A 17,833-nucleotide genomic window follows, 5' to 3' on the forward strand; every position below is an offset into this window, starting at 1 on the left:
ACCGCGCCTCGCACTGGCGATACGCGCCCGGGCGAGCGCCCGGCGCGGCCGGCTCGCGAAGGCGGATTCGGCGACGAGCGCCGCCCAGCCCGTCGCTCCGGCGATGAGGCGCGTGGATTTGCACGCGGCCGTGACGAAGGTGGTGCACGCCCCTTCGCGCGCCGCGCCGAGGGTGACGACCGACGTCCGCCGCGCAGCCGTGAAGAAGGTGGCGCACGCTCCTTCGCGCGCCGTGCCGAGGGTGATGATCGTCGTCCGCCGCGTAGCCGTGAAGAAGGTGGCGCACGCTCCTTCGCGCGCCGTGCCGAGGGTGATGATCGTCGTCCGCCGCGTAGCCGTGAAGAAGGTGGCGCACGCCCCTTTGCACGACGCACCGAGGGCGATGACCGACGTCCGCCGCGTAGCCGTGAAGAAGGTGGCGCACGCCCCTTCGCGCGCCGTGCCGAGGGTGATGATCGTCGTCCGCCGCGTAGCCGCGAAGAAGGAGGCGAGCGTCGCTTCGAACGACGCACCGAGGGCGATGATCGCCGCACCGCACGTGGCCGCGATGAAGGCGGCGCACGCCCCTTCGCGCGGCGTGCCGAGGGCGACGACCGACGCCCGCCGCGCAGCCGCGAAGACGGTGGCGAACGTCGTTTCGAACGACGCACCGAAGGCGATGACCGTCGCCCCGCACGCGGCCGCGACGAAGGCGGTGCACGCCCCTTCGCGCGTCGTACCGAGGGCGATGACCGCCGCCCGCCACGCAGCCGCGAGGAAGGCAGCGAGCGTCGCTTCGAACGGCGCAGCGAAGGCGATGATCGCCGCCCGCCGCGTAGCCGCGGCGAAGGCAGCGAGGGACGCTTCGAACGGCGCAGTGACAGCGACGACCGCCGCCCCGCACGCACCCGCGACGAGGGCACGGATCGCCGTTTCGCGCGCCCGGTGAAATCCGCCTGGAGCGATGACCGCGGCGGCGCTGCGCCGCGCGCTCGCCGCAGTACCGAAGAAGGCGGTGGCAGCCGCAAGACCGCCAGCCCTGTCAAACCGGTTGGGAAGCCCCCGCGCCGCACCGACGACGCCGAAACCGCACCGCGCCGCACACCGCGCGAAGAAGTCGATGGCGACAACACCCTGCGCCTTTCCAAGCGCATGTCCGAACTGGGCCTGTGCTCGCGCCGTGAAGCCGACGAATGGATCGAAAAAGGCTGGGTTTATGTGGACGGCGAAGTCGTCGACACGCTCGGCGCCAAGGTCACGCCGAATCAGCGCATCGAAGTCGATCCGGCCGCGCTCGCCGCGCAGGCGCGCCAGGTGACGATCCTGCTGCACAAGCCGGTGGGCTACGTGTCGGGCCAGGCCGAGGACGGCTATGAACCCGCCGCCACGCTCATCACGGGCGAGAATCATTGGGACGGCGACCACTCGGGCATCCGCTTCTCGGCGAAGCATCTGCGCACGCTCGCGCCGGCCGGCCGCCTCGACATCGACTCGACCGGCCTGCTCGTGCTGACCCAGGACGGTCGCGTGGCCAAGCAGTTGATCGGCGAGAGCTCGGACATCGACAAGGAATACCTCGTGCGCGTCACCTACAACGACATCGAGACCGAAATCGACCAGCACTTCCCGCCCGAGTTGCTCGCTCAGCTGCGCCACGGCCTGTCGCTCGACGACGTGCCGCTCAAGCCCGCGCAGGTGAGCTGGCAAAACGGCGAGCAGTTGCGTTTCGTGCTGCGCGAAGGCAAGAAGCGCCAGATCCGTCGCATGTGCGAACTGGTCGGCCTCAAGGTCGTGGGCCTCAAGCGTGTGCGCATGGGCCGCGTGCTGCTCGGCGCACTGCCGCAGGGCCAATGGCGCTATCTGGCCGCCAACGAAGCGTTCTAGCGCCACATCGGCGTCGAACGCCGCACTGTATGAAAAACGGGAGCCAGATGGCTCCCGTTTTTCTTGATGCTTCGACTTTCAGTCGTCGCGGTTCGGGTCGAGTTCCGGAAACAGGACCTCCGTAAAGCCGAACTTCGAGAAGTCGGTAATGCGCATGGGGTACAGCTTGCCGATCAGGTGATCGCATTCGTGCTGGACGACCCGTGCGTGAAAGCCCTCGGCCACACGTTCGATGGGCGTGCCGTACTGATCGAAGCCGTCGTAGCGGATCATCGAATAGCGGCTCACGGCGCCGCGCAGGCCCGGCACCGAGAGACACCCCTCCCAGCCCTCTTCCATGTCGTGCGACAGCGGATGGATGACCGGGTTGATGAGCACCGTCTGCGGCACGGCCGGCGCCTCGGGATAGCGCTCGTTCTGCTCGAAACCGAAGATCACCACCTGCAAATCGACGCCGATCTGCGGGGCGGCGAGTCCGGCGCCGTTCGCCGCATGCATGGTGTCGAACATATCGGCAATGAGTTCGTGCAACTCGGGCGTATCGAAGTGATCGACCGGCCTCGCAATGCCAAGCAGGCGCGGATCGCCCATTCTGAGAATTTCGCGAATCATGTCGTTTGCCCCTCCAGGAGCTTGCGCATTCCTTCTTCGTCGAGCACCGGCACGCCGAGTTCCTCGGCTTTTGCGAGCTTGCTGCCCGCGTCGGCGCCCGCCACCACGTAATCGGTCTTCTTCGATACCGAGCCGGCGACCTTCGCACCGGCTGCTTCGAGCATCTCCTTTGCCTCGTCGCGCGAGAGCGTGGGCAGCGTACCCGTGAGCACCACCGTCTTGCCGGCCAGCACGCCCACCGGCGCCTTGGGCGCGGGCGGCCCTTCCGCCCATGTCACTTTGCCCGGCGCGCGCAGTTGCTCGATCACTGTGCGGTTATGCTCTTCCGCAAAAAACTCGTGGATCGCAAGCGCGACGATAGGGCCCACATCGTTGACTTCGAGCAATTCCTCGACCGTCGCGTTCATGATCGGATCGAGCGAGCCGAAGTGCTTCGCAAGATCCTTCGCCGTCGATTCGCCCACGTGCCGGATGCCGAGCGCGTAAACGAAGCGCGCAAGTGACGTCGATTTGGCCTTCTCGAGCGAGTCGAGCAGGTTCTGCGCCGACTTGTCCGCCATGCGCTCGAGTTGCGCGAGCGTGCCGAAGCCGAGATTGAACAGATCGGCGGGCGTGCGCACGAGGTTCTGGTCGACCAGCTGGTCGATGATCTTCTCGCCCAGGCCGTCGATATCGAGCGCGCGGCGCTGGGCGAAGTGCCAGAGCGCCTGCTTGCGCTGGGCCGGACAGAACAGTCCGCCCGTGCAACGCGCGATTGCCTCGTCGGGCAGCCGCTCGATGCGCGACCCGCAGACCGGGCATTCGGTCGGCATGACGAACTCGTGGGCGTCGGCCGGACGGCGGTCCATGAGCGCACTGACCACCTCCGGAATCACGTCGCCGGCACGCCGCACGATCACCGTGTCGCCGATGCGGATGTCCTTGCGCCGCACCTCGTCTTCGTTGTGCAGCGTGGCGTTGGTCACCGTCGCGCCGCCGACGAACACCGGCTCGAGCCGCGCGACCGGCGTAATCGCGCCCGTGCGGCCCACCTGGACGTCGATCGCCAGCAGCTTCGTGAGCGCTTCCTGGGCCGGGAACTTGTGCGCGAGCGCGAAGCGCGGCGCGCGCGAGACGAAGCCGAGCGCATCCTGCTCGTCGCGGCGGTTCACCTTGTAGACCACGCCGTCGATGTCGTACGGCAGGCCGTCGCGCTTCTCGCCCACCGTGCGGAAAAATTCCAGCAGACCGTGCGCGCCCTTCACGACCGCTCGCTCGGCATTGACCGGCAGGCCCATTTCCGCGTACCAGTCGAGCAGTTCGCTATGGGTGGCCGGCATCGGCTCGCCGTCGAGCACGCCAATGCCGTAAGCGAAAAACGAGAGCGGCCGCTGCGCCGTGATTTTCGGATCGAGCTGGCGCAGGCTGCCCGCCGCCGCGTTGCGCGGGTTCGCGAATTCCTTGTGGCCGGCATCGCGCTGACGCTGGTTCATGCGCTCGAAGTCGCGGCGGAACATCAGCACCTCGCCGCGCACGTCGAGCACCTTCGGCACGCGCTTGCCCTTCAGGCGCAAGGGCAGCGAGCGGATCGTGCGCACGTTCTCCGTGACGTTCTCGCCGGTCGCGCCATCGCCGCGCGTGGAGGCCTGGACGAACACGCCGTCGACGTAGCGCAGCGAGATGGCGAGGCCGTCGAACTTGAGTTCGGCGGCGTATTCGACCTCGACGACTCCGGCGCCTTCGATCTTGCCGAGCGCATCGGCCACGCGCTTGTCGAACGCGACGATGTCTTCGTCGGCAAAGCCGTTGTTGAGCGACAACATCGGCACGTCGTGGACCACGGGCTCGAAGCCCCCGGCGACTTCGCCACCCACACGCTGCGTGGGCGAATCGGGCGTGATGAGGTCGGGATGATCGGCTTCGATTTGCTGAAGTTCGCCGAACAGCTTGTCGTATTCCGCGTCAGGCAGCTCCGGCTGGTCGAGCACGTAGTAGGCGTGATTCGCACGCTCGAGTTCGGCGCGCAACCACACCGCGCGCTGTGCAGCGGTGGCTTCTTCGGGGGGACGGGCGGAAGTACGGACCATGCCTTGGGGCAACTCGCTGTTGAAAATGATTTCGGACGTCAGATTATCTCAGGAAGCCGCGCGTGTCGCATCGGGCGAGCGGCTATCTGCGTGCGCCGCCGAACGGGTCTCGCAAGCGTCCTGGCCGAATGGCCGACGTTGCGTGCGTCGCACTGACACCCAGGGCCCGCAGGGCGACCTTGAATGCACTGCAACACGCGTGCCGATGCCCTCTACGCTGTACCGGGCGCGCGCAAAAAAGGCGCGGCGCCCTTAGGGCGTCGCGCCTTTTTTTCTGGCCGGCTGCCGGCCTTCGGCGTTACTGGCTGAACAGACGCCGCGTGGCCGGCGAGCCCGCCGGAATACCGGCCTGCTCCAGCTTCGCGTAGAGCGTCATCAGCTGCTTGTCGATCGACTGCAACACCGATTCCGGCAGCGGCCGGCGCTGGTCGTCGACCACGCGCCCGCCAATGCGCTCGGCAAGCGATTTCGCGTAGTCGCACATCAGGCGGAACGGCAGGATGTCTTCTTCGGCCACGGGCACGTCGAGGATCAGCGTGATCAGTTCACCGCCCTTGTACGTGAGGTCGTCGCGCAGGAAGTTGGTGTCGCCGAACTGCAGCATGAAAACGGGGCTCTGCTTCGCATCGAGCTTGACGAAGCGCGTGCCGTCGCGCGAAAGCAGCAAGCCGTCCTGCGCCGCCACCGCCTGCACGTAGTTTGCCGACCACGGCGCGCCGTCCGACATCACGTTCACGGAAAGCTGGGCGTCGCATTGCGCCGCGAAGCCGTCCAGTTCGCGCGCCATGGCGACCGTCTCCATCATGTCCGGAAACTCGGGCGCGGCGTCGAGCGCGTCGGCGAATTGCTGCACGCCGGTCACGAATTCCGAGAACTCGAGTTCGTTGAGCGGGCCGTTGCGATTCGCGAGTTGCGCGGCCGCGCGCAGTTCCTCGTAGCGCACGCCGCTCTGGAGCAACTCCCAGCCGTCGCCCCCTTCGGGTTTGCCTTCGATATGAACCGGCTTGCTGCCCGCGCGGCGCAATCGCTGCGCAAACGGAATCACCCGCTCGCCTGCCACCGGCGCACCAAGCCGGATCGGCACGATGCAGTCGATGCGACGGTCGACCACGGCGGGCGGCGCCGAAGAGATCGTCGTGGCCGCCGGCATGACCGGCTCGATGCGCTCCGCTTCGTCGCCATCGTCCTTTGCGGATTGCGGGGCAGCCGCAGTTGCAGCCGGCGCCTTGTCGGCAGCCTTCTCGGCAACTTCGTGCGCGTCGGATTCAGCTTCCGGAAAGCCGTTGGGTGTCGTCGTTTCCGCCTGGATGTCGGCTGGCGTGTCGAGCGGCGCAGCAGTGCCGAAACCCGGCTCCACGCGCCCGGCTTGCGTGCTGCCCGCGAGCGACGGCTCGCGGCGCGACGGAGCATGGGCCGGTTCGATGAACGGGCTCGGCTCCTGGAACTCGTCGCGCTGCGGCGCTTCGACTGCCTCTTCGGGCATCGGGCGCGGCATGCGCCGGCGCACTCTCGCGCCCTGCCACGCGTTGTACACCACCACGCCCCCGACGACCACGGCGCCCGCGCCGATCAACCCGAGAGTCAATTCATCCATGCATGCTCCATCAGCAATTCTTTTTCGACGGCGTGCTCATTGCATGCGCCGTTGCTCTGGCGCGCGCATTGCGCGCGGCGGCTGCCTCACTGATGGCGCCGCCGGCCGCGCATCGCGCGCCGTCCGTTAGACCGTATAAATCGATTAGACCGTATTTTGGGCGAAACCCGCTGCCGTTTCCATGTCGACCGCGACGATGCGCGAAACGCCCTGCTCCTGCATCGTCACGCCAATGAGCTGCTGCGCCATCTCCATGGCGATCTTGTTGTGCGAAATGAACAGGAACTGTGTTTTGTCCGACATCGCGCGAACAAGGTTCGCGAAGCGCTCGGTGTTCGCGTCGTCGAGCGGTGCGTCCACTTCGTCTAGCAAGCAGAACGGCGCCGGGTTGAGCTGGAACATCGCGAACACGAGGGCCGTGGCCGTGAGCGCTTTCTCGCCGCCGGAGAGCAGGTGAATCGTCGAATTCTTCTTGCCGGGCGGTTGCGCCATCACCTGCACGCCGGCGTCGAGAATCTCGTCGCCGGTCATGATGAGCTTCGCCTGACCGCCGCCGAACAGGCGCGGGAACAGCTCGCCGAAATGACGGTTCACCTCGTCGAAGGTGCCCTGCAGCAGCGTGCGCGTTTCCTGGTCGATCTTGCGGATCGCGTCTTCGAGCGTCTCGATTGCGCTCGTGAGGTCGGCCGACTGCGCGTCGAGGAAGGTCTTGCGCTCCTTCGCCGCGGCCAGTTCGTCGAGCGCGGCCATGTTCACGGGCCCAAGCGCCGTAATCGCGTTGTTGATGCGCGTAACCTCGCCTTGCAGATACGACGGCTTCATATCGGCCGTGAGCTTTTCCTGCAGCGCGGCCTCGTCGACGCCCGCAGCCTGCAGTTGCTCGACGAACTGCTCGCCGTTCAGGCGCGCGGCCTGCTCCTTGAGCTGAAGCTCCGTGATGCGGTCGCGCAACGGCTGCAACGCGCGCTCCGCGGCGAGGCGGGTTTCGTCGGCGGCCCGCAGCTTCGCGCTCAGATCGTCGAGTTCGGCGCGCGCGGCACGCAGCGTATCTTCCTTCTGGGCGCGAATTTCCAGCGCGTCCTGCAGGCCCGTGTGCGCGGTCTGCTCGTTGATCGTTTCCAGCTCGGCGCGCGCGTCTTCGAGCGACGCGGCCACGCGTTCGCTCTGATCGTGCGCGACCTGAATGTTGCGCTTCAACTCTTCGATGCGGTTCGCCATGTTGCGCGCGGCAAAGCGCGCGTCGGCCGCCGCACGTTCGAGGTCGCGCGCCTCATTGCGCGCCGCGCCGAGTTCCTCGTCGAGCGACTCGAAGGCGAGCTGGTTGTCCTCGAAGCGGGCCTGCAGTTCGGCGAGTTCCACATCGTGGCGCTCGAAGTTCGCTTCCGATTCTGCCCGCAATGCGCGCTGCTCTTCGATCTGCGTGCGGATCTCGTCGAGCTCTTCGCGGATCTGCGTGCTGCGCGCCGTGTAGCGTTCATGCGCCTGCGTCAGCTTGAGCACATCCATCTGCAGCGCGTGCACGCGCTGGGTCGCGCGCTCGGCCTGCTGGCGCACATCCGTGAGCACCTGGGCGGCCTGCGTGTGCGCCGCTTCCGCGCGCACGACAGCCGTGCGAGCATCGTCGGCGAGCAGCGTCTGGGCGCGCACCTGGCGCTCGAGATTCTCGATTTCCTGCTGACGCGCGAGCATGCCGGCCTGCTCGGTGTCGGCGGCGTACAGCTGCACGCCTACGCGCGTCACCGTATGGCCAGCCTTCACGACGAACGCGCCGCTGCCTGGCAGCTGCGCACGCTGGGCGAGCGCTTCGGCGAGATCGTTCGCAACGTAGGTCGAGCCGAGCCATTCGGTGAGCACCGCGCGCAAGCCTGCATCGTCGATACGGACGAGCGAGAGCAGCGGCGTGAGTCCCGCGGCCGCAGCGCTTGCCTGACCCGCGGCCGGCGGCGAATAGAACGCGAGCTTCGCAGGTGGAGCGTCGCTCGCGAATGCCTTCACCCAGTCGAGGTTCGACACCTCGAGCGCGGCGAGCCGCTCGCGCAACACCGATTCGAGCGCCGTTTCCCAACCGGCTTCGACGTGCAGCTTTTTCCACAGCCGCGGCAACGCGCCCAGTTCGTGACGTTCGAGCCACGGCTGGACCTTGCCTTCCGTCTGCACGTTTTCCTGCAGTTGCTTGAGTGCAGCGAGACGGGCTTCGAACTGGTGGATCTGTGCGTTTTCCGCCTGCACGCGCTCGTGTGCGGCGCGGCGTTCCGCGTCGAGGCGCGGCACCGTTTCCTGCGCGTCGGCGAGGCGCGCCTGCGCTTCGTGAAGGACTTCCTCCTGCTCGGCCAGCTGCATGCGCAGCTCTTCGAGCTGAGCTTCGTCCGGCGCGTCGAGGCCGCCTTCCTCCGACTTCAGACGCTCGTGGCGCTGCTGAAGCTGCTGAAGCATCTGGTCGGCGTTGCGTTGATGCGCGGCTTCGAGCTTGATGGCCTGCTCGGTGCGCGCGATGCCCGCGCGCTCGTCGTTCAGTTGCGCCTGCGCGTCGCGCCAGCGGTTTTCGAGCGCGGGCAGCGCTTCCTGCTTCGCCGCCGCATCTTCCTCGGCCAGCGCAGCCTTTTCCTCGGCGATCGCCAGTTGTTCTTCGGCGTCTTCGATGTCGTCCTGTGCCTTCTGCGCCTGGACCTGCCATTGCTCGCGCTGCGCGGTGAGCGCGGCGATCTGCGCCTGCACGCGGTTGCGCGACTCGACGATGAACTTGATCTCGGCCTCGAGACGGCTCACCTCGGCGTTCGCTTCGTAAAGCGCGCCCTGCGCGCCCTGCATGGCGTCGCTTGCCGAGTAGTGGGCCACGCGCAGCGTTTCGAGCTGCGCTTCCACTTCGCGCAGCTGCGCGGTATGGCGCTCCAGGTCGATCTGCGCCTGCTCGATCGCGCGCTGCTGGCGTTGCTGCTCGCCCGCTGCCTCGTTCTTGCGCAAGAGCCACAGAAGGCGCTGCTTTTCCTCGCCCTCGGCCTGCAGCTCGCGATATTTCGTGGCAACGACCGCCTGGCCCTCGAGCTTTTCCAGGTTGCTGGACAGCTCGCGCACGATGTCCTCGACACGCGTCAGGTTCTCGCGCGTGTCGTGCAGGCGGTTCTCGGTCTCGCGGCGGCGTTCCTTGTATTTCGACACGCCCGCGGCTTCTTCGAGGAACACGCGCAGCTCTTCGGGCTTCGCCTCGATGATCCGCGCGATCATGCCCTGCCCGATGATCGCGTAGGCGCGCGGGCCGAGGCCAGTACCCAGGAAAATATCCTGAATGTCGCGCCGGCGCGCCGGCAGGTTGTTGATGTAGTAGCTCGACGTGCCGTCGCGCGTGAGCACGCGCTTCACGGCAATCTCGGCATACTGGCCCCACTGCCCTGCGGCGCGGCCGTCCGCATTGTCGAACACCAGTTCGACGCTCGCGCGGCTGCCCGGCTTGCGCGCGGTGGAACCGTTGAAGATGACGTCCTGCATCGACTCGCCGCGCAGCTCGGACGCCCGGGATTCACCCAGCACCCAGCGCACCGCGTCGATGATGTTGGATTTCCCACAGCCGTTTGGCCCGACCACCCCGACGAGTTGGCCCGGAACCTGGAAATGCGTGGGATCGACGAATGATTTGAAGCCAGCGAGTTTAATCGAGGTCAGACGCACGGCGATATCGCTGTTTGAATAGTGGTGAACGGGACCGCCCGTGCCGTACGTCGCTTGCCGCCGCGCATCCGGTATCGATCGCGCGACGGCGGAGTGCGCACTGGGCAGCCGCCACGGCTCGCCGTACGAACGCGCATGCACGCGTGCGGCCGGCGGGAATCAGCGGCAATCATACCATCGCACGCGCGCCATTCCGCGCGCGGGAAGGCCCTGGGCCCGTTCCGCCGCCTGCGCTGCCATCGCCATTGCCGCCGCCGTTGCCATCATCGCCGCCGGGGCCGCTGCCGTCGGCGTCGTCCGCGTCATCGGTGCGGCTGGCGTCGGCGTGGGTCATGACGCTCGCATCGGCGCTCGCGTGCGCGCCGCCCTTGCGCGCATCCTGCGCCCGGTGCACCCAGCTCGACAACAGGGAAGCCAGCACGATGCAGGCGCCGCCCGCCCATTCGCGCGGGCCCGGCGTCTCGCCGGCGAAGAGCCACGACGTGAGCGCCGTCACGACGATCTCGAACAGCATGATGATCGAGGCGCGGTTTGCCGGCACGCGGGCGAGCCCGTACTGGACGAGCATGTTGTTGCTGCCGAGCACGATGCCGAGCGCGAGCACGAGCAGCACGACGCGTGCGAGATGCTCGCGCGCCGGTGCGGCCGACATCGGCTCGAAACAGGAGGTCAGCAAGCCGAACAGCGCCGCGCCCGCGAAGATCACGGCCGTGCGCATCTCGGGCTTCATGTGCGGCAGCACGCGGCTCGTCTTTACGACGAGCACGTTGCTCATCGCGAAACCCATGCCGCCGATGAGACCGGCCCATTCGGCCGCGTTGGCGGGCAGCGGCACGCCGAGCCGCGGCGACCAGAGCATCAGCACCGCCCCCAGCAGCGAGAGCGCCGCCAGCGCGCCGCCCGCCCAGTTCAGGCGCTCGTGCAGGATGAAGTGCGCGAAGATCGCCGTCCACGCCGGGGTCAGATAAAAGAGCAGCAGCACGCGCATCACTTCGCCGTGGATTGCGCCCCACACGAACCCGACGTTGGTCACGCCCGCGGCGAGTCCGAGCATCGGCAGCACCCAGTGCCAGCGCACGCTCGCGAGCGAGCGCCAGCGCAGCACCAGCACGAAGAGACAGCCGGCCGCGCTCGTTGCCGCGCTCGAGGCCGTACCGGTGAGCCCGGCGGCCGCCAGCATGCGCAGCGGATACCAGACAAAACCCCAGACGGACGCGCCAATCATGATGGCGAGCGTCGGCCAGGCGGCGCGCAAGCCCGTGCTCTGGCTCATGGCTTGCGCTGCCCTTGGCCCGGCCGCGCGTTCGCAGCGCCTGCGCCTTGGTTCGAAACGTCGTTCGAAGCTTTCATGCTTTTCCTTTATTTCGTCGCCCGGCAGGCACCGGCCGCGCCAGGGCGGGATCCGGCCGGCGCCCGCAGCAGCAGCGGCGCCACGCTATAATCGACCGCTTGCAGCCGCAAGGCCGCGCCGTTCATCGGTGTTTGTACGCCGAGCGCGGTGCAACCGGCTCGCCGGCCCGCAGTGGCCACCCGAATCCTGCGCGCCATGCCATCCGTCTTTCGCCCACGCCTGTCCAGCCCCAAGTGAATCCGCTACTCGATACCCTTCAGTCCTATCCCTTCGAAAAGCTGCGCGTGCTCTTCAAGGACATCACGCCGAACGCCGGCCTGCGCCACATCAGCTTCGGGATCGGCGAGCCGAAACACCCCACGCCGGCGCTGATCCGCGACGCCATCGTCGCTTCGCTCGACGGCCTCTCGTCGTACCCGGCCACGGCGGGCACCCCGGCGCTGCGCGAGTCGATTGCGAACTGGGTGAAGGCGCGCTACGGGCTGCCGGCCATCGATGCGAACACGGAAATCCTGCCTGTGTCCGGCTCGCGCGAGGCGCTGTTCGCGCTCGCGCAGGCCGTGGTCGACCCGACAGCGGGCGTGAAAGACCCCGCAAAGCGGGCGATCGTACTCTGCCCGAACCCTTTCTACCAGATCTACGAAGGCGCCGCGCTGCTCGGCGGCGGCGAGCCGTACTTCGTAAATAGCGATCCGGCCCGCAACTTCGCCTGCGACTATTCGCAGGTTCCCGAAGAAGTCTGGGCGCGCACGCAGCTGCTGTACGTGTGCTCGCCCGGCAATCCCACGGGTGCCGTGATCACGCTCGACGACTGGCGCGAGCTGTTCGCGCTCTCCGACCGCTACGGCTTCGTGATCGCCTCGGACGAGTGCTACTCGGAGATCTACTTCGACGAGGCCACGCCGCCGCTCGGCGGTCTCGAAGCGGCGCACAAGCTGGGCCGCGGCTTCGAGCGCCTCGTCATGCTGTCGAGCCTTTCGAAGCGCTCGAACGCGCCGGGCATGCGCTCGGGGTTCGTCGCCGGGGACGCCGCCATCCTCAAGCAGTTCCTGCTGTACCGCACCTATCACGGCGCGGCACTGTCGCCGGTCTGGCAATCCGCCAGCATCGCGGCATGGGGCGACGAGGCGCACGTCCGCGAAAACCGCGCGAAATACGTGAAGAAGTTCTCGACCGTCACACCCATGCTCGCCGACGTGCTCGACGTGAAATTGCCCGACGCCGCGTTCTACCTCTGGGCCAACGTCGCGCGCACCGGCCTCGCGGACACCGCGTTCGCCCAGCGTCTCTACGCCGACTATAATGTGACGGTTCTGCCCGGCTCGTTCCTCGCGCGCGAGGCGCATGGCACGAATCCGGGTAAAGACTTCGTGCGCATGGCGCTCGTCGCCGACGTCGAGGAGTGCATCGAAGGCGCGCAGCGCATCGTCGAGTTCTGCCGCTCGCTCAAACCGTAAAGCCTTTTTCGTGCGCGCCGCGGTCCCGCCCCTTGCGGCGCGCAACACCGCTTTCAACCATCAATCTCACGAAATCACCACCATGTCGCAACAACTTCAGCAGATCATCGACACCGCCTGGGAAAACCGCGCCGACTTCTCGCCCAGGTCGGCTCCGAACGACGTGCGCGAAGCCGTCGCCCATGTCATCGCCGAGCTGGACAAAGGCGCGCTGCGCTGCGCCGAGAAGAAGGACGGCGACTGGGTCGTCAACCAATGGGTGAAGAAGGCCGTGCTGCTGTCGTTCCGCCTGGAAGACAACGCACCGATGCCCGCGGGCGGCTACAGCCAGTTCTACGACAAGGTGCCCTCGAAGTTCGCCAACTACACGGCCGAAGACTTCGCCGCCGGCGGCTTTCGCGTCGTGCCGCCGGCCATCGCGCGCCGCGGCTCGTTCATCGCGAAGAACGTCGTGCTGATGCCGTCGTACACCAACATCGGCGCCTATGTCGACGAAGGCACGATGGTCGATACGTGGGCCACGGTCGGTTCGTGCGCGCAGATCGGCAAGAACGTGCACCTTTCGGGCGGCGTCGGCATCGGCGGCGTGCTGGAGCCGCTGCAGGCCAACCCGGTCATCATCGAAGACAACTGCTTCATCGGCGCGCGCTCGGAAGTCGTGGAAGGCGTGATCGTCGAAGAGAACTCGGTCATCTCGATGGGCGTCTACCTTGGCCAGTCGACCAAGATTTACGATCGCGAAACCGGCGAAGTCTCGTACGGCCGCATCCCGGCAGGCTCGGTCGTGGTCGCGGGCAACCTGCCCTCGAAGGACGGCTCGCACAGCCTGTACTGCGCCGTGATCGTCAAGAAGGTCGACGCCAAGACGCGCGCCAAGGTCGGCCTGAACGAGCTGCTGCGAGGCGACTGATGGCGAAGTCCGCCAAGACCGTCGTCTACGGCATTCCGAACTGCGACACCGTGAAGAAGGCCCGTGTGTGGCTCGAAGAGCATGGCGTCGAGTTCGAGTTTCACGACTTCAAGAAAGCTGGCGTCTCGAATGCGCTCGTCCAGGACTGGCTCAAGGACGTGTCGCTCGATCAGCTGATCAACAAGCGCGGCACGACCTGGCGCGGCCTGTCGGACGTGCACAAGGCCGAAGCCGACACGACCGCCGGCGCGATCGCGCTGATGATCCACAAGCCGTCGATCATCAAGCGGCCCGTCGTCGTGGTGAACGGCCGCGTAAAGACGCTCGGCTTTTCCGCCGACCAGTATGCGGAGCTGTTCGCTTGAGCGCCGCATGAGACCGGTGCGTCTGAACTGCTTGATGGCAGCTTGGGCGCACATGGTCATGACACGTTGTTGCCGGCCCCTGCTCCATCAGCGGCGCCGGCATTTTTATTGAAAGTGGTCTTTTTATGTCCGCCACCCTCGCCCTTACCGAAGCCCTGATCGCGCGCGCGTCCGTCACGCCCGACGACCAGCACTGCCAGCGCATCATGACCGAACGCCTTGGTGCGCTCGGCTTCGCGTGCGAAACGATCGAATCCAACGGCGTGACCAACCTGTGGGCCGTCAAGCGCGGCACTGCGGGCGCGCAAGGCCCGCTGCTCGCCTTCGCAGGCCACACCGACGTCGTGCCCACCGGCCCCATCGAGCAATGGAGTTCGCCGCCGTTCCAGCCCTCGCATCGCGACGGCATCCTCTACGGCCGCGGCGCCGCCGACATGAAGACTTCGCTCGCGGCCTTCGTGGTGGCGAGCGAAGAGTTCGTGGCGACGCATCCGCAGCATCGCGGCGCCATCGCGTTCCTCATCACGAGCGATGAAGAAGGCCCGGCCACCGACGGGACCGTGAAGGTCGTCGAGGCGCTGCAGGCGCGCGGCGAGAAAATGGATTACTGCATCGTGGGCGAGCCGACTTCGACGCATACGCTCGGCGACTGCGTGAAGAACGGCCGCCGCGGCTCGATGTCGGGCAAGCTCGTCGTGAAGGGTGTGCAGGGGCATATCGCCTATCCGCATCTCGCGAAGAACCCGGTGCATCTGCTGGCGCCCGCGCTCGCCGAACTCGTCGCCGAAAAGTGGGACGACGGCAACGAGTACTTCCCGCCCACCACGTGGCAGGTGTCGAACATGCACAGCGGCACCGGCGCGAGCAACGTGATTCCGGGCCACGCTGATGTGATGTTCAACTTCCGCTTCTCGACCGCGAGCACGGTGGAAGGCCTGCAAAAGCGCGTCCACGCGATCCTCGACAAGCACGGCCTCGAATACGACCTGCACTGGAGCGTGAGCGGCCTGCCCTTTCTCACGCCGCGCGGCGCGCTCTCGAATGCGCTCGAAAAAGCGATCCACGACGAAACCGGCGTCACGACCGAGCTTTCGACCACAGGTGGCACATCCGATGGCCGCTTCATCGCCCGCATGTGCGAGCAAGTCGTGGAGTTCGGGCCGCCGAACGCCAGCATCCACAAGATCGATGAGCATATCGAAGTGAAATTCATCGATCCGCTCAAGAACGTCTATCGCCGCGTGCTCGAACAGCTGATCGCCTGACCGGCCCACCGAACACGCTCTGGAGTCCAGAACATGACCCATCCGCTCGCCGCTACCTTTGCCACCGTTCGCGACCTGCTGCGCTACGGTGTCTCGCGCTTTTCGGCCGCGCAACTCGCGTTCGGCCACGGCTCGAACAACGCCTACGACGAAGCCGCGTACCTGATCCTGCACACGCTGCATTTGCCGCTCGACCTGCTCGACCCGTTTCTCGACGCGCGCCTCACGAGCGAGGAAATCGACAAGGTGCTCGGCGTGATCGAGCGCCGCGCGACCGACCGCGTCCCCGCGGCCTACATCACGCAGGAAGCGTGGATGCACGGCCTGCGCTTCTACGTGGATGAGCGCGTCATCGTGCCGCGCTCGTTCATTGGCGAGCTGCTCGCAGACGGCCTGCAGCCCTACGTGGAAGATCCCGAACAAGTCACGGCGGTGCTGGAGCTATGCACCGGCTCGGCGAGCCTTGCGATTCTCGCGGCGCACGCGTTTCCGAACGCCGACATCGATGCGGTCGATCTGTCCGCACCCGCCCTCGAAGTGGCGCGGCGCAACGTGCACGAACACGATCTCGACGAGCGCATCGCCCTCTTCGAAGGCGACCTGTACGCGCCGCTGCCCGAGCGCCGCTACGACGTGATCATCACCAACCCGCCGTACGTGAACGCCGACTCGATGCAGGCGCTGCCGCCCGAATACCGCCACGAGCCGGAACTGGCGCTCGCGGGCGGCGCGGACGGCATGGACATCGTGCGCCGCATCGTCAAGGACGCACGCAACTGGCTCACCGACGACGGTGTGCTGGTGATCGAAATTGGCAACGAACGCGAGAACGTGGAAGCGGCGTTCGGCGGCCTCGATCTCGTCTGGCTCTCGACGAGCGCCGGCGACGACCAGGTCTTCCTGATCCAGGCCTGCGATCTGCCGGTCTGATCGTCCTGTGCGAAAGAGCCGCGGCGCCTGTGCGCCGTGCCTCGCCGCGCGCAGGACCGGGGCGCTCGCCGTCATCGCAGCGGGTTCGGTAAGATTGAGCCCTCCGGCCGTGCGCTTCCCGGCGCGGGCCGGTCCTGCGTCCGGCTGAAGGAGCGTCCCACGCATCTATGCGATTCGACTGGTCACATCTCGGCACGCTGCTCGCGATCATCCATTTGCTCGGACTGATCGCAGCGTGCCACGCCATCCTCAACACGCGCACCTCGCAAGGCGCGATTGCCTGGGCCGTCTCTCTCGCGACGATGCCCTACCTCACGCTCGTCCCGTATCTCTTTCTTGGCCGCAGCAAGTTCGCGGGCTATGCGGACGCGCGGCGGCTGCGCAACGAAACCTTGCGCTCACGCGCTCACGCGCCCGACTGGGACAAGCTCGTCCGCGCGGGCGAATGGCCTGCCGACGAGCTGGGCGTACGCGTGATCCGCACGTTCGCGCGCCTGGGCGGGATGCCGCTCGTGCCGGGCAACGCCGTGCGCACGCTCGTGAATGGCGAAGCGACCTTCTCCGCCATCTTCGATGCGATCGAGCAAGCCCGGCACTACGTGATCGTGCAGTTCTTCATCGTGCGCGCCGACGCGCTCGGCGACATGCTCAAGGATGTGCTGCTCGACTGCACGAAACGCGGCGTACGCGTGTACTTCCTCTACGACAGCATCGGCTCGTTCGACCTGCCCGCCAGTTACGTGCACGAGTTGCAGGACGGCGGCGTGGAAGTGCACCCGTTCTCGACGAAACGTCACTTCGTGAATCGCTTCCAGCTCAATTTCCGCAACCACCGCAAGATCGTCGTGGTGGACGGCCAGCACGCATTCGTGGGCGGCCACAACGTGGGCATCGAATACCTGGGCGCGAACACGCGCCTTTCTCCGTGGCGCGACACGCATATCGAACTGCGCGGACCGGCGGTCGCCAACGTGCAGTTCGCCTTCACCGAGGACTGGTACTGGGCCACCCAGCAGTTGCCCGGCTGCGAGCCGCCCACGGTCGTGCCGCGGGACGGCGACGACATGTACTGCCTCGTTCTGCCCACGGGGCCGGCCGACCGCCAGGAGACCTGCTCGCTCTTCTTCGTCGAGGCGATCAATGCCGCGAAAAAACGCCTGTGGATCACGACGCCCTATCTCGTGCCCGACGAAGCCGTGTTTTCGGCCCTGCGCCTCGCGGCCCTGCGCGGCGTGGACGTGCGCATCATGATCCCGAGCCGGCGCGACCATTACGTGGTCTTCGAGGCGTCGATGCTGTACGCCTTCGATGCGGTACGCGCGGGCATCCGCATCTTTCGCTACAAGCCGGGCTTCCTGCACCAGAAGGTCGTGCTGATCGACGACGTGGCTGCGGCGATCGGCAGCGCGAATCTGGATAACCGGTCGTTTCGCCTGAACTTCGAGATCATGGTGCTGACCGTGCATCGCGGCTTCGCGGCCGAAGTCGAAGCGATGCTGCTGCGCGATTTCGACGAGGCGTTCGAGATCGATCGCAGCGAATACCGCGACGCGCCCGCGTGGCGCAAGATCACGATGCATCTCGCGCGGCTCTTCGCGCCGATTCTCTAGCGCGCCTGCGCCGCCAGGCTGCGCTCAGAGCTGCTTTTCGATGTCCGCTGCAATCGCCTCGGGTTTCGTCATCGGCGCATAGCGCTTCACCACATCGCCGTTGCGGTCGACCAGGAACTTCGTGAAATTCCACTTGATGCCGCCGAG

Annotated in this window: 13 protein-coding genes and 2 pseudogenes; 9 read left to right on the forward strand and 6 right to left on the reverse strand. The window is 66.7% G+C overall.

Annotated elements, in window-relative coordinates; genetic code table 11:
- Nucleotides 1-112 precede the first annotated feature (112 nt).
- The 3 genes and pseudogenes from AB4Y43_RS12700 (at nt 113) to AB4Y43_RS12710 (ending at nt 1,863) form a co-directional block, all read left to right on the forward strand.
- On the forward strand, nt 113-928 hold the full coding sequence (locus tag AB4Y43_RS12700) for a hypothetical protein (protein ID WP_368727932.1): 816 nt from the start codon (nt 113-115) through the stop codon (nt 926-928).
- A gap of 203 nt (nt 929-1,131) precedes the next feature.
- A pseudogene (locus AB4Y43_RS12705) lies at nt 1,132-1,194 on the forward strand (hypothetical protein); the annotation flags it as partial.
- 99 nt (nt 1,195-1,293) lie between these two features.
- The gene (locus AB4Y43_RS12710) at nt 1,294-1,863 is read left to right on the forward strand and encodes a pseudouridine synthase (RefSeq protein WP_324153263.1); all 570 of its coding nucleotides are present in this window, start codon (nt 1,294-1,296) and stop codon (nt 1,861-1,863) included.
- 78 nt (nt 1,864-1,941) lie between these two features.
- Here the strand turns inward: AB4Y43_RS12710 and def are convergent, their stop codons facing one another.
- The 5 genes from def to AB4Y43_RS12735 form a co-directional block, all read right to left on the reverse strand.
- Complete coding sequence (gene def, locus AB4Y43_RS12715) at nt 1,942-2,475, reverse strand: peptide deformylase (protein ID WP_069265612.1); 534 nt, start codon at nt 2,473-2,475, stop codon at nt 1,942-1,944.
- Complete coding sequence (gene ligA, locus AB4Y43_RS12720) at nt 2,472-4,541, reverse strand: NAD-dependent DNA ligase LigA (protein WP_368727933.1); 2,070 nt, start codon at nt 4,539-4,541, stop codon at nt 2,472-2,474. The genes def and ligA overlap by 4 nt, the downstream gene beginning before the upstream one ends.
- A gap of 298 nt (nt 4,542-4,839) precedes the next feature.
- Complete coding sequence (locus AB4Y43_RS12725; protein WP_368727934.1) at nt 4,840-6,135, reverse strand: cell division protein ZipA C-terminal FtsZ-binding domain-containing protein; 1,296 nt, start codon at nt 6,133-6,135, stop codon at nt 4,840-4,842.
- Between the two features lie 144 nt (nt 6,136-6,279).
- The gene (smc, locus tag AB4Y43_RS12730; protein ID WP_342945838.1) at nt 6,280-9,798 is read right to left on the reverse strand and encodes a chromosome segregation protein SMC; all 3,519 of its coding nucleotides are present in this window, start codon (nt 9,796-9,798) and stop codon (nt 6,280-6,282) included.
- 169 nt (nt 9,799-9,967) lie between these two features.
- Nucleotides 9,968-11,071, reverse strand: coding sequence for a DMT family transporter (locus AB4Y43_RS12735; protein ID WP_368727935.1), 1,104 nt, complete (start codon nt 11,069-11,071; stop codon nt 9,968-9,970).
- Nucleotides 11,072-11,382: 311 nt separating this feature from the next.
- On the opposite strand from AB4Y43_RS12735, the gene dapC reads away from it, so the two are divergent.
- The 6 genes from dapC to cls all read left to right on the forward strand — a co-directional run bounded on the left by dapC (nt 11,383) and on the right by cls (nt 17,686).
- Nucleotides 11,383-12,606 (forward strand): succinyldiaminopimelate transaminase, encoded by a 1,224-nt coding sequence (gene dapC / locus AB4Y43_RS12740; protein WP_342945840.1) that lies wholly within the window; start codon nt 11,383-11,385, stop codon nt 12,604-12,606.
- Nucleotides 12,607-12,688: 82 nt separating this feature from the next.
- Nucleotides 12,689-13,516 carry a 2,3,4,5-tetrahydropyridine-2,6-dicarboxylate N-succinyltransferase gene (gene dapD, locus AB4Y43_RS12745; RefSeq protein ID WP_069265609.1) on the forward strand — a complete coding sequence of 276 codons (828 nt, stop codon included), beginning with the start codon at nt 12,689-12,691 and terminating at the stop codon, nt 13,514-13,516.
- Entirely contained in the window at nt 13,516-13,881 is a 366-nt protein-coding gene (locus tag AB4Y43_RS12750) for an ArsC family reductase (RefSeq protein ID WP_028204073.1), read from the forward strand. Before dapD ends, AB4Y43_RS12750 begins: the two co-directional genes overlap by 1 nt.
- A 125-nt stretch (nt 13,882-14,006) precedes the next feature.
- Nucleotides 14,007-15,146: a succinyl-diaminopimelate desuccinylase gene (gene dapE, locus AB4Y43_RS12755; RefSeq protein WP_069265608.1), complete on the forward strand. Its 1,140-nt coding sequence runs from the start codon at nt 14,007-14,009 to the stop codon at nt 15,144-15,146.
- Nucleotides 15,147-15,179: 33 nt separating this feature from the next.
- Nucleotides 15,180-16,076: a 50S ribosomal protein L3 N(5)-glutamine methyltransferase gene (prmB, locus tag AB4Y43_RS12760; protein WP_342945841.1), complete on the forward strand. Its 897-nt coding sequence runs from the start codon at nt 15,180-15,182 to the stop codon at nt 16,074-16,076.
- Nucleotides 16,077-16,243: 167 nt separating this feature from the next.
- Entirely contained in the window at nt 16,244-17,686 is a 1,443-nt protein-coding gene (cls, locus tag AB4Y43_RS12765; RefSeq protein ID WP_342945842.1) for a cardiolipin synthase, read from the forward strand.
- Between the two features lie 24 nt (nt 17,687-17,710).
- Here the strand turns inward: cls and AB4Y43_RS12770 are convergent.
- Nucleotides 17,711-17,833, reverse strand: a pseudogene (locus AB4Y43_RS12770) (glutathione peroxidase); the annotation flags it as partial.

The organism is Paraburkholderia sp. BR10872 (assembly GCF_040965835.1).
GTDB classification, from domain to species: domain Bacteria; phylum Pseudomonadota; class Gammaproteobacteria; order Burkholderiales; family Burkholderiaceae; genus Paraburkholderia; species Paraburkholderia nodosa_A.